An 11,202-nucleotide genomic window follows, 5' to 3' on the forward strand; every position below is an offset into this window, starting at 1 on the left:
ACTCTTTCTCATGGGCTCCTCGGGGGATGGAGCCATCTTCTCTTGGAATCAGTGTCTCGAAGAATCCGGGCAGGTCAGGAGCACGTAACAGCAGCCGTGGCGTTCGCAGCTCGGTGCTGGCGCTCATTGGAGCTGCGCTTTCAGAAAGGCCAGCATCTGCGCACGCGAGGCCTCCCTCGCCGCAGCGTTGCCGCCCACGTGGACGCCCTGGCCCGGATGCACGCCATTCGGCACGTCCTTGCGCAACTTGACGGGCGCACTCGAGTCAAAGCCGTGATAGGCGCCGGCATAGCTGTGGAGCTGCAACTGCGGCTCCGGCTTGGCAGCCGCAACCAATGCCGCGCAGGGCTCGGCCGGGGTCCAGTCATCGGCCGCGCCCACCAGCAGCTGCAGCGGCGCCGCCGGCGTATAGCCGCGCTTGAGTTCGGCCTCGCAGCCTGGGTAGAAGGCCACCGCGGCGCGCGGCCTGCGGCTGGCCTGCGCCACCTCGGCATGGGTCAGATTGGTGGCCGCCAGCACGGTGCTGCCGCCATTTGACCAGCCCAGCAGCGCCAGGCGCGCGGCGTCCACATCGCTGCGCTGCGCCAGCCAACTCAGGGCCCCGAGCACGTCCAGACGGCGATTTGCCATCGTCACCACGCGCGTGCCGATGCGCTGCGTGCAGAGCTCCGTTTCTCCACGCGCGCTGAGCGAGTCGAGGACCAGCACATGCCAGCCCTGCTGGTTCAGCAGGGCGCTGTAGTCGCGCATGCGGATCGAAAGCTTGCCTCGGCCGTCATAGGGGCCACCGCAGCCATGCAGCAGCACGACGGCGGGGCGAGCGCCCGGCGCCTCGGCGGCGTACCAGTAGGCCCGCAGAGGCAAGGCCTGACCCCCGCGCTGCTCCAGGCTGGGCACCGATAGCGGCACGGCAGGCGTGGCAGCGTTGGCCGCCATTCCCATCAGCAGTGCGCCGGCAAGCAGGTAATGGCGCTGCCGCTTCATGCTGCTGGGCGCGGCAGTGGCGGCGTGAAGCGCAGCGCTACCGCGATGCGGTTCCAGGCATTGATGTTGGCCACCGCCGCGGTGAGGTAGCCCAGCTGTGCCGGCCCGAACTCGGCCAGGGCCTCTGCATAGAGTGCGTCGCCGACGCCGTCGGCCGGCTTGCAGAGCGCCTCGGTCCAGGCCAGGGCGATGCGCTCGCGCGGGCTGTAGACCGGCGCCTCGCGCCAGGCCGCTAGCAGGTCGAGCTTGGCGGCCGGCATAGCGAGCCCGCGCGCCATATTGAGGTGGAACTGCAGGCAGAAGGCGCAGGCATTGATTTGCGACGCACGCAGCTTGATCAACTCCAGCAGGTCCTTGGGCAGGCTCGATTCGTTGATGGCCTTGCCCAGGGCGAGCAGGGCTTCGGACACACCGGGTGTCAGGCTGGCGAATTCGGGGCGGTCTATGCGTGCTTCAGTGCTCATGGCGTTCTCCTTGGCTCGCCATTATTCAGGAGCCGTGTTGCTGCTTGTCGGTGTGTGCCTGCCGGCGGGCGCCCCTCGCGCAAGGCCTTGCCTCGGGCTCAGGCATTCCAAATTTCTTTGTGAAAGTTCAGTAAATACTGAAAATACAGCAATACCTTGAGATGGATTAAACGAAGAGTGCCGGCGCTTTGCCCTGGCGCAAGGAGTGAAATGCAATGTCGTCAACAACCATGAGTCCCCTGGTGCGCAGCTTTGTGGCGCACTTCGGCGAGATGGGCAGCCGCTGGGGTATCAACCGCACGGTGGGGCAGATCTACGCGCTGATCTACGTCTCGCTGCGACCGCTGAATGCCGATGAGATGGCCGAGGCCTTGGAGTTCAGCCGGTCCAATGTGAGCATGGGCTTGAAGGAGTTGCAGGCCTGGCGCTTGGTCAAGCTCAGGCACCTCCCGGGGGATAGGCGCGAGTACTTCGAGGCTCCCAGCGACGCCTGGGAGATCTTCCGCACCCTGGCGGAGGAGCGGCGCCGGCGCGAGATCGAGCCGACGCTGTCGATGCTGCGCAATGCCCTGCTGGAAGCGCCGGCGAGCGAGGAGGACCGGGTGGCGCAGGAACGCATGCGCAGCATGCACGACCTGATCGAGCTGATGACGACCTGGTTCGACGATGTGCAGCGCATGGACTCGCAGACCCTGGCCCAGCTGATGAAGATGGGTTCCAAGGTGCAGAAGCTGCTGGAGTTCACCGGCAAGGTCAAGGTGCTCAGCGGCGGCAAGGAGGCACGTTGATGGATGCCGTCCTGCTCGCGCGCCTGCAATTCGCGCTCAACATCAGCTTCCACATCCTGTTCCCCACCATCACCATCGCACTCGCCTGGGTGCTGCTGTTCTTCCGCTGGCGCTGGCTGGCCACGGGCGCGGCCAGCTGGCTCTCGGCCTACCGTTTCTGGACCAAGGTGTTCGCGCTCAGCTTCGCGCTGGGCGTGGTCAGCGGCATCACCATGAGCTTCCAGTTCGGCAGCAACTGGCCGGGCTTCATGGAGCGGGCCGGCAATATCGCCGGGCCTCTGCTGGGCTACGAGGTGCTGACGGCCTTCTTTCTCGAGGCCAGCTTCCTGGGCGTGATGCTGTTCGGCCATGGCCGCGTCAGCGAGCGTGTGCACCTGATCGCCACCGCCCTGGTGGCCGGTGGCACCACGCTCAGCGCCTTCTGGATCCTGAGCCTGAACTCCTGGATGCAGACACCGCAGGGCTTCGAGATCATCCAGGGTGAATTCCATGCCAAGGACTGGCTGGAGGTGATCTTCAACCCGTCCTTCCCCTACCGCCTGGCGCACAAGCTGCTGGCCTCGGGCCTGACCGTCGCCTTCCTGCTCGCGGGCGTGAGCGCCTGGCAGTTGCTCAAGCAACGCGTGCAGCCGCATACCGGTGCGGTGCTGCGCGTGGGCCTGACCCTGGCGGCCGTGCTGATCCCGTTGCAGATCTTCATGGGCGACCAGCATGGCCTCAACACGCTCAAGCATCAACCGCAAAAAGTCGCGGCGATGGAGGGCTTGTGGGAGACCGAGCGCGGCGCGCCGCTGCTGCTGTTCGCATGGCCGAATGAGCAGACGCGCCGCAACGACTACGCGATCGAAATTCCGCGCCTGGCGAGTCTGATCCTGACCCATGAGGCCGATGGCGAGCTGCGCGGGCTGAACGAGTTCCAGGGCGCGCATCCACCGGTGGCACCGGTGTTCTTCGCCTTTCGCGTGATGGTGGGCATGGGGCTGGCGATGCTCGCTGCGAGCTGGCTGGCCTGGTGGCTGTACCGCCGCCGGGGCTGGCGACCCGAGGAACTGCCGAGGCCGCTGCTGCGGCTGCTCGCCTGGATGAGCTTCTCCGGCTGGGTGGCCACGCTGGCGGGCTGGTATGTCACCGAGATCGGCCGGCAACCCTTTCTGGTCTATGGCTGGCTGCGCACCGCCGAGCTGGCTTCCGCCACGCCGGCGCCCACCATCGCCCTGAGCCTGGCCGGCTATGCCGCGCTCTATCTGGGCCTGCTGCTGGCCTATGTGATGGTGGTCAAGACCATGGCCGAGAAGACGGCCGCGGCGGAGCCCGTTGCACCGGTCAATTTCAATCGGAGGGTGGCCGCATGAGCGCCGAACAATGGATGCCGCTGGTTTTCATGGCGCTGATGGGTTTCGCCCTGCTGCTCTACGTGGTGCTGGATGGCTATGACCTGGGCGTCGGCCTGCTGATGCTGGGCGCCAGCGATGCCGACAAGGATCGCATGATCGCCTCCATCGGCCCCTTCTGGGATGCCAACGAGACCTGGCTGGTGCTTGGCGTGGGGGTGCTGCTGATCGCCTTCCCCAAGGCCCAGGGCGTGGTGATGCAGGCGCTCTACCTGCCCATCGTGCTGATGCTGATGGGCCTGATGCTGCGCGGCGTGGCCTTCGACTTCCGCGTCAAGGTGCAGGCCGAGTGGAAGCCGCTGTGGAACCGCGCCTTCATGGGCGGCTCTCTGCTGGCCGCACTGGCGCAAGGCTGGATGCTGGGGCGCTATGTGACGGCGTTCCAGCCCGGCGGCTGGTTCGATGCCTTTGCCCTGCTGATCGCGCTGGCGCTGACGGCGGCCTATCTGCTGCTGGGCGCGACCTGGCTGATCATGAAGACCGAGGCCCAGCTGCAGCAGCGCGCCATCCGGCTGGCCAAGCGCGCCTGGCCCTTGCTGCTGCTGGGGCTGGCGGCCATCTCGGTGGCCACGCCCTGGCTCAGCCCGACGGTGCGCGAGCGCTGGTTCACCATGCCGGGCTTCATCGCCTTGCTGCCGATTCCGCTGACCAGCGCGCTGGCATTGCTGGCGCTGCGCGGGCTGCTCAACTCCAGCCGCATCGTCGGCAAGCTGTGCTGGGCGCCGTTTGCGCTCACGGTGCTGGTGATGCTGCTGGGCTTCTTCGGCCTGGCCTACAGCCTCTATCCCTATGTGGTGATGGACCGCATCACCGTCTGGCAGGCGGCCGCGGCTCCCAAATCGCTGCAGTTCATCCTGGTGGGCTGTGCCATCACCGTGCCAGCCACACTCGCTTACACCGCCTTTGCCTATCGGGTGTTCTGGGGCAAGGCCGGGGAGCTGAGCTATGCCTGAAGTCATTGCAACTCGTCGCGCTGCACCGCAAGTCGCGCCGGAAAGCCGGCAGTTCGTCACCTCCCCCTGGCAAGCCGGCGCGTGACTTCAGATACTTCTTCCAACGCTTCGAAGAGGGGGAGTCATGTTGCAAAAAGAAACCAGCAGGTCACGCAGCGCAATACGGGCACTGGGCATCGCCGCATTGAGCGCCGCCTGCCTGGCACCGAGCCTGGCGCAGGCCAGCGAGGTCGTCAAGCTGGCACGCCTGGTCATCACCGGCAAGCGCGCCAGCGCCGAAGCCACACTGCCGCGCGGCACCGAAGCGCAAACCGTGCAGCAATTGCCGCGCGTGCTGGTCGAAGGGCAGCGCCTGCAGCCCGAGGCCTCATTCAGCCCCATGGCGGTGCTGTTCGGTTCACGCCCGGTGGTCAAGCCGATCTGAGCTTGACCCGCGCTCAGGCCCAGGTCGGTGGCCTGGGATGCAGCCTCGCCATCGCCAGGCTGTCCACATACTGGCCGTCGCGCAGCGCATAGGCGCGCATGCGGCCCTCATGCTGAAAGCCGCAGCGCTCATAGAGGCGGATGGCACGCGTGTTGTCCGCGTAGACCCCCAGCTCGATACGCAAGACCTGACCCCAGTTGTCGGCATAGTCGAGCAGGGCATCCATCAGGGCCCGGCCAATGCCCTGGCCCTGGGCGGCCGACGCCACCGAGATGCCCAGCGACATCACATGGCGGCGCCGCAGCGCCAGCCCCGCGGGATGCAGCCCGGCCATGCCCAGCACCTTGCCATCGAGTTCGGCCACCAGATTGATGTCGCTCTTGCCCGGCGCCGAGGTTTCGAGCAGGCGCTGGCGCCACAGTTCCTCGGTGGGGTAGGGCAGTTGCAGCAGCCCGGCGTAGACCTCGGGCTCGCGCATGAACTGCATGACCGCGCTGGCATCGCTGGGCAGGGCGCGGCGTAAGGTCAATGGCATCTCGGCAGTCCTCGTCGTGAGCAGGGGGCTCCATAATGCCGTACGCCAGCGTCCCTGACCAAATGCCACGCCTCACCGAACTTCCCAGCCCAGCCGCGCTCACTGCGGCGCCATCGCCCTTGCCCAAGGGGCAGCCGCAGCCAGCGGAGAAATTCGCCTTGCATGCCGGCCCGTCGCGCATCGACGGCCAGGGCGTGTTTGCCGACGAGGCCATTCCGGCGCGCCGCAAGATCGGCGAGATGCGTGGCGAGCTGATCTCGGTGGCCGAGGCACGCCGCCGCATCAAGGGCCGCGAGCGCATCCATGTGGTCGAGCTGAGCGAGAAGCGCGCGGTCGACGCTACGCATGATGCGGGCGTGATGCGCTTCATCAACCATTCCTGCAGCCCCAACGCGGTGCTGCGCATCCGCCAGGGCCGGGCCGAGTTCTATGCGCTGCGCGATATCGAGCCGGGGGAGGAGCTCACCGCCCACTATGGCGAGAGCCACCACGAGGGGCGGCTGCGCTGCCGCTGCGGCGCGCCGAATTGCAGCGGCAAGCTGTGAGCCTGTTGGGCCCGCGGCTCAGGAGTTGAGCTGGGCGCCGGCGGGCGGTTGCAGCCAGAACAGGCGCAGATCCTGCGCCGCATAGAGCGCATCGTCCACCAGCACGTCCTGGTCCACCTCGTCCTCGGGCTCGTAGGCCTCGTTGATATAGGCCTCGCGCTGCTCGCCGGCCGGCATCGCCACGGCGGCGATGGCCATCAGCAGCGAGTCCAGCATCTGGCCGGCTTCGCCCTCGGCATCGTGGGCGTACCAGCTTTCCTCGAAATCATCCACGGCCTGCATAAAGCCCTCGGCCCACATCACGCCGGGGGCGGGCAGCTCGTCGAGCTGGTCGGCGGTGAGCACGCCTTGCGAGAGCAGGGAGGCGCGCGTGGCCTCGTCGAACTCGGTGATCAGCGGCGAGAGGCGCAGCGCGTCGGCGTTCTCCATCAGGGCCTCGGGATCGAGCGCCTCGGCGATCTCGTTCCACCGCTCGTGCAGCACTTCCATGAATTCGTCCACCGCCTCGCGCTCTTCCAGCACGGCCGGCCAGTCTTCGCCGAACAGGGCGTCCATGGCCTGCAGCGGCGAGGCATCGGCGGGGCCGCAGATGAGCGCCGTCATATAGCCGTCCAGCGTGTCGATGGGCACGGCGTCCTCATCGTCCTCCACGGCGGCAGCCAGGATGTTCAGCAGGGCGGCCAGGCGCTCTGCGTTGTCGTGGTCGATCTCTTGGCTCATGCGCGTTTCCTTGGCTACAGAAAGAACAAGGGCCCCCGCTTGAACCGGGGGCCCTTGCTGAAGTGATTGTCTATCGGATCAGAGCTTGCCCGCTACCCAGGCCTGCACGCCGGCCAGGGCCTGGGGCAGGGCCTTGGCATCGGTGCCGCCGGCCATGGCCAGATCGGGTTTGCCGCCGCCCTTGCCGCCGACCTGCTGCGCGACGAAGTTCACCAGCTCGCCAGCCTTGAGCTTGCCCACGCTGTCAGCCGTGACGCCCGCGGCGAGCTGGACCTTGTCGCCATCGACGGCGGCCAGCACGATGGCGGCGCTCTTGAGCTTGTCCTTGAGCTTGTCCATGGTCTCGCGCAGGGTCTTGGCGTCGGCGCCCACCAGGGTGGCGGCCAGCACCTTGATGCCCTTGACGTCCACCGCCTGGGCCAGCAGTTCGTCGCCCTGGGCCGAGGCCAGCTTGCTCTTGGCGGCGCCGAGTTCCTTCTCCAGCGCGCGCAGCTGATCCAGCACCGCATGCACGCGGCTCTCCAGCTCGGCGGGGGCGGCCTTGAGCGTGCCGGCCACCGCCTGCACGGTGGACTCCAGCGACTGCAGATAGGCCAGGGCGTTGTCGCCGGTGACCGCCTCGATGCGGCGCACGCCGGCGGCCACGCCGCCTTCTGCCACCACCTTGAACAGGCCGATGTCACCGGTGGCCTTCACATGCGTGCCGCCGCAGAGTTCCTTGGAGCTGCCGATGGAGAGCACGCGCACGGTCTCGCCGTACTTCTCGCCGAACAGCATCATCGCGCCGCTCTTCTGTGCATCGTCCAGCGCCATCACCTCGGCCTTGGCCCCGGCGTTGGCGAGGATCTCGGCATTCACGATGGCTTCCACGCGCTTGACTTCAGCCGCGCTCAGCGGCGCGTTGTGGGCAAAGTCGAAACGGGTGCGCTCGGCATTCACCAGCGAGCCCTTTTGCTGCACATGGGCGCCCAGCACCTCGCGCAAGGCCTTGTGCATCAGGTGGGTGGCGCTATGGTTGCGCACGGTCTTGGCGCGCGCCTCGGCATTCACGCGGGCCACGAACACATCGCCGGCCTTGATCGCGCCTTCCAGCACGCGGCCATGGTGGCCGAACACATCGGCCTGGATCTTCAGCGTGTCTTCCACGGCGAAGCGGCTCGTGTTGTTGCGCAGCTCGCCGCTGTCGCCCACCTGGCCGCCGCTCTCGGCATAGAAGGGGGTGTGGTCCAGCACGATGACGGCATCGTCACCGGCCTTGGCCTCGGCCACCGCCGCGCCATCCACGTAGACGGCCGTCACCACCGAGGTCTCGCAGACCAGATGCTCATAACCGTGGAAAGCGGTGGGCTGGCCCTGGTACTCCAGACCCTGGGCCATCTTGAACTTGCCGGCCGCGCGGGCCTGCTCCCGCTGGCGGTTCATGGCGGCCTCGAAGCCGGCCTGGTCCACTGTCACGCCGCGCTCGCGGCAGACGTCGCCGGTCAGGTCGACCGGGAAGCCATAGGTGTCGTGCAGCTTGAAGGCGGTTTCGCCATCGATCTGCTTGGCCCCGCTGGCCAGCGCGGCTTCCAGGATCTCCATGCCGTTGGCAATGGTCTGGAAGAAGCGCTCCTCTTCCTGCTTCAGCACCTCGGTGACGCGAGCCTGAGCCTGGCGCAGCTCGGGATAGGCGTCGCCCATCTGCTGCACCAGCTCGGCCACGATCTTGTGGAAGAAGGGGGTGCGGGCGCCCAGCTTGTAGCCATGGCGGATGGCGCGGCGGGCGATGCGGCGCAGCACATAGCCGCGGCCCTCGTTGCCGGGAATGACGCCGTCCACGATGGTGAAGCTGCAGGCGCGGATGTGGTCGGCGATCACCTTCAGCGAGGCGCTGTCCTTGTCACAGTCTTGTGCGCCGGCACTGTCGACGGCGGCCTTGGCCGCGGCCAGCAGGCCGACGAAGGTGTCGATCTCGTAGTTCGAGTGCACATGCTGCAGCACCGCAGCCAGCCGCTCCAGGCCCATGCCGGTGTCCACGCTGGGCTTGGGCAGCTTGTGCATCACACCGTCTTCGGTGCGGTTGAACTGCATGAAGACGTTGTTCCAGATCTCGATATAGCGGTCGCCGTCTTCATCGGGGCTGCCCGGGGGGCCGCCGGCGATCTCGGGGCCGTGGTCGTAGAAGATCTCGGTGCAGGGGCCGCAAGGTCCGGTATCGCCCATCATCCAGAAGTTGTCGGACATGTAGCGGCCGCCCTTGTTGTCGCCGATGCGCACGATGCGCTCGGCGGGCACGCCCACCACCTTGTTCCAGATGTCAAACGCCTCGTCGTCCTCGGCATAGACGGTCACCCACAGCTTCTCGGCCGGCAGCATGAAGTGCTTGGTCAGCAACTCCCAGGCATAGCTGATGGCGTCATGCTTGAAGTAGTCCCCGAAGCTGAAATTGCCCAGCATTTCGAAGAAGGTGTGGTGGCGCGCGGTGTAGCCGACGTTGTCCAGGTCGTTGTGCTTGCCGCCGGCGCGGATGCACTTCTGGCTGGTGGTGGCGCGGGTATAGGCGCGCTTGTCGAAGCCCAGGAACACATCCTTGAACTGGTTCATGCCCGCATTGGTGAACAGCAGCGTCGGGTCGTCGCCGGGCACCACCGGGCTGGATGCCACGATCTGGTGACCCTTGGATTCGAAGAACTTCAGAAATGTCTGGCGAATCTCAGCTGCTTTCATTCCGGGCGCTTTCTCGTCAACCCTCAGCGTGGCTGGGGTAAATGCTTGATTTTTGGGGGCCGTTGATTATAGGGGCGGGTGTTGCCCGGGCCACCCTCGGCGGCGGGGTAGAGTGCTGTCTCCAATCCCTGACGATCGACGGAGTTTTCGATGGACAGCAAGCCCACCCCCCTGGCCGCCCTGGATGACGCCAGCCTGCTCAAGACCCAGAGCCTGATCAACGGCGAGTGGGTGGCCGGCGGCGCGCGTTTCGCGGTGCACGACCCTGCCACCGGGGCCTTGCTGGCGGAGGTGGCGAACCTGGGTGCGGCCGATACCGAGGCGGCGATCGCCGCCGCCAACGCGGCCTGGCCGGCCTGGCGCAGCAAGCCGGCCAAGGAGCGCGCGGCCATTCTGATGCGCTGGCATTCGCTGCTGATCAAGCACACCGAGGACCTGGCCCGCATCATGACGGCCGAGCAGGGCAAGCCCCTGGCCGAGGCACGCGGCGAGGTGGCCTATGGCGCCAGCTTCATCGACTGGTTTGCCGAGGAGGGCAAGCGCGTCTATGGCGAGACCATCCCCACCACCGACAACAACAAGCGCTACATCGCCATCAAGCAGGCGATGGGCGTGTGCGCGGCGATCACGCCCTGGAACTTCCCGATCGCAATGATCACCCGCAAGGTCGCGCCGGCGCTGGCGGCCGGCTGCACCGTCATCATCAAGCCGGCCGAGCAGACCCCGCTGTCGGCGCTGGCGGTGGCCGAGCTGGCGCAGCGTGCCGGCATGCCGGCCGGCGTGCTGAACGTGCTGACGGGCGATGGCGAGCAATCCATCGCCATCGGCAAGGCGCTGTGCGAAAGCGATGTGGTGCGCCACCTCTCCTTCACCGGCTCCACCGAGGTGGGGCGCATCCTGATGCGTCAATGCGCGCCCACCATCAAGAAGCTCTCGCTGGAGCTGGGCGGCAACGCCCCCTTCATCGTGTTCGACGATGCCGATCTGGATTCGGCCGTCGAAGGCGCGATGGCCAGCAAGTACCGCAATGCCGGCCAGACCTGCGTGTGCGCCAACCGGCTCTATGTGCAGGAGGGCGTCTACGACGCCTTCGTCACCAAGCTGGCCGCCAAGGTGGCGGGGCTCAAGCTGGGCAATGGCTTCGAGCCCGGCGTCAACCTGGGCCCGCTGATCGACGCCCAGGCGCTGGCCAAGGTCGAAAGCCATGTGGCCGATGCCCTTGCCAAGGGCGCGCGTCTGGTGGCCGGCGGCAAGCCTGCCGAGGGGCAGGGCGGCGGCCAGTTCTACGAGCCCACCCTGCTGGCCGACGTTACCAGCGAGATGCTGTGCGCGCGCGAGGAAACCTTCGGCCCGGTGGCGCCGGTGTTCCGCTTCCAGACCGAGACCGAGGTCATCGCCCTGGCCAACGACACCGAGTTCGGCCTCGCCAGCTATTTCTACAGCCGCGACATCGGCCGCATCTTCCGCGTCGGCGAGGCGCTGGAGTACGGCATGGTGGGCGTCAACACCGGCCTGATCTCCACCGCCGAGGTGCCCTTCGGCGGCGTCAAGCAGTCGGGCCTGGGCCGCGAGGGTTCGCGCCATGGCATCGAGGACTATGTGGAGCTGAAGTACCTCTGCCTGGGTGACATCCAGAAATAACATCAGAGCCACGCGCTGAAAGGTCGATGATGGCGGATGGCAAACGGGGCG

General features: G+C 66.9%; 11 protein-coding genes. 6 read left to right on the top strand and 5 right to left on the bottom strand.

Annotated elements, in window-relative coordinates; all coding sequences use genetic code 11:
- Window positions 1-123: 123 nt before the first annotated feature.
- Both AC3WQY_RS19935 and AC3WQY_RS19940 read right to left on the bottom strand, forming a co-directional pair.
- Window positions 124-984 carry a dienelactone hydrolase family protein gene (locus AC3WQY_RS19935; RefSeq protein ID WP_492710287.1) on the bottom strand — a complete coding sequence of 287 codons (861 nt, stop codon included), beginning with the start codon at window positions 982-984 and terminating at the stop codon, window positions 124-126.
- Complete coding sequence (locus tag AC3WQY_RS19940) at window positions 981-1,448, bottom strand: carboxymuconolactone decarboxylase family protein (RefSeq protein WP_492710288.1); 468 nt, start codon at window positions 1,446-1,448, stop codon at window positions 981-983. Before AC3WQY_RS19940 ends, AC3WQY_RS19935 begins: the two co-directional genes overlap by 4 nt.
- A 215-nt stretch (window positions 1,449-1,663) precedes the next feature.
- Here AC3WQY_RS19940 and AC3WQY_RS19945 point away from each other — a divergent pair, with 215 nt between their 5' ends.
- The 4 genes from AC3WQY_RS19945 to AC3WQY_RS19960 all read left to right on the top strand — a co-directional run bounded on the left by AC3WQY_RS19945 (window position 1,664) and on the right by AC3WQY_RS19960 (window position 5,004).
- Window positions 1,664-2,236, top strand: coding sequence for a GbsR/MarR family transcriptional regulator (locus tag AC3WQY_RS19945; protein ID WP_285231324.1), 573 nt, complete (start codon window positions 1,664-1,666; stop codon window positions 2,234-2,236).
- Entirely contained in the window at window positions 2,236-3,588 is a 1,353-nt protein-coding gene (locus AC3WQY_RS19950) for a cytochrome ubiquinol oxidase subunit I (protein WP_492710289.1), read from the top strand. Before AC3WQY_RS19945 ends, AC3WQY_RS19950 begins: the two co-directional genes overlap by 1 nt.
- Window positions 3,585-4,580, top strand: a complete 996-nt coding sequence (locus AC3WQY_RS19955) for a cytochrome d ubiquinol oxidase subunit II (RefSeq protein WP_492710290.1) — start codon at window positions 3,585-3,587, stop codon at window positions 4,578-4,580. Before AC3WQY_RS19950 ends, AC3WQY_RS19955 begins: the two co-directional genes overlap by 4 nt.
- 124 nt (window positions 4,581-4,704) lie before the next feature.
- Window positions 4,705-5,004, top strand: a complete 300-nt coding sequence (locus AC3WQY_RS19960; RefSeq protein ID WP_492710291.1) for a hypothetical protein — start codon at window positions 4,705-4,707, stop codon at window positions 5,002-5,004.
- A 13-nt stretch (window positions 5,005-5,017) separates the two neighbouring features.
- Here the strand turns inward: AC3WQY_RS19960 and AC3WQY_RS19965 are convergent, their stop codons facing one another.
- Window positions 5,018-5,539, bottom strand: coding sequence for a GNAT family N-acetyltransferase (locus AC3WQY_RS19965; protein WP_492710292.1), 522 nt, complete (start codon window positions 5,537-5,539; stop codon window positions 5,018-5,020).
- Between the two features lie 158 nt (window positions 5,540-5,697).
- Between AC3WQY_RS19965 and AC3WQY_RS19970 the strand changes: the two genes are divergently transcribed.
- Complete coding sequence (locus AC3WQY_RS19970; RefSeq protein WP_285231329.1) at window positions 5,698-6,084, top strand: SET domain-containing protein; 387 nt, start codon at window positions 5,698-5,700, stop codon at window positions 6,082-6,084.
- Between the two features lie 18 nt (window positions 6,085-6,102).
- On the opposite strand, the gene AC3WQY_RS19975 is transcribed toward AC3WQY_RS19970, so the two are convergent.
- The gene (locus tag AC3WQY_RS19975) at window positions 6,103-6,804 is read right to left on the bottom strand and encodes a YecA/YgfB family protein (RefSeq protein WP_285231330.1); all 702 of its coding nucleotides are present in this window, start codon (window positions 6,802-6,804) and stop codon (window positions 6,103-6,105) included.
- A 78-nt stretch (window positions 6,805-6,882) separates the two neighbouring features.
- Window positions 6,883-9,510 (bottom strand): alanine--tRNA ligase, encoded by a 2,628-nt coding sequence (gene alaS, locus AC3WQY_RS19980; RefSeq protein WP_492710293.1) that lies wholly within the window; start codon window positions 9,508-9,510, stop codon window positions 6,883-6,885.
- Between the two features lie 150 nt (window positions 9,511-9,660).
- Between alaS and AC3WQY_RS19985 the strand changes: the two genes are divergently transcribed.
- On the top strand, window positions 9,661-11,151 hold the full coding sequence (locus AC3WQY_RS19985) for an NAD-dependent succinate-semialdehyde dehydrogenase (protein WP_285231332.1): 1,491 nt from the start codon (window positions 9,661-9,663) through the stop codon (window positions 11,149-11,151).
- Window positions 11,152-11,202: the final 51 nt, after the last annotated feature.

Source organism: Roseateles sp. FW301-B2 (assembly GCF_058788955.1).

Bases quoted from the DNA above. Each gene is read 5' to 3' on its own strand.
- AC3WQY_RS19935 (WP_492710287.1), bottom strand. From the start codon at position 984: ATGAAGCGGCAGCGCCATTACCTGCTTGCCGGCGCACTGCTGATGGGA.
- AC3WQY_RS19940 (WP_492710288.1), bottom strand. From the start codon at position 1,448: ATGAGCACTGAAGCACGCATAGACCGCCCCGAATTCGCCAGCCTGACA.
- AC3WQY_RS19945 (WP_285231324.1), top strand. From the start codon at position 1,664: ATGTCGTCAACAACCATGAGTCCCCTGGTGCGCAGCTTTGTGGCGCAC.
- AC3WQY_RS19950 (WP_492710289.1), top strand. From the start codon at position 2,236: ATGGATGCCGTCCTGCTCGCGCGCCTGCAATTCGCGCTCAACATCAGC.
- AC3WQY_RS19955 (WP_492710290.1), top strand. From the start codon at position 3,585: ATGAGCGCCGAACAATGGATGCCGCTGGTTTTCATGGCGCTGATGGGT.
- AC3WQY_RS19960 (WP_492710291.1), top strand. From the start codon at position 4,705: ATGTTGCAAAAAGAAACCAGCAGGTCACGCAGCGCAATACGGGCACTG.
- AC3WQY_RS19965 (WP_492710292.1), bottom strand. From the start codon at position 5,539: ATGCCATTGACCTTACGCCGCGCCCTGCCCAGCGATGCCAGCGCGGTC.
- AC3WQY_RS19975 (WP_285231330.1), bottom strand. From the start codon at position 6,804: ATGAGCCAAGAGATCGACCACGACAACGCAGAGCGCCTGGCCGCCCTG.
- alaS (WP_492710293.1), bottom strand. From the start codon at position 9,510: ATGAAAGCAGCTGAGATTCGCCAGACATTTCTGAAGTTCTTCGAATCC.
- AC3WQY_RS19985 (WP_285231332.1), top strand. From the start codon at position 9,661: ATGGACAGCAAGCCCACCCCCCTGGCCGCCCTGGATGACGCCAGCCTG.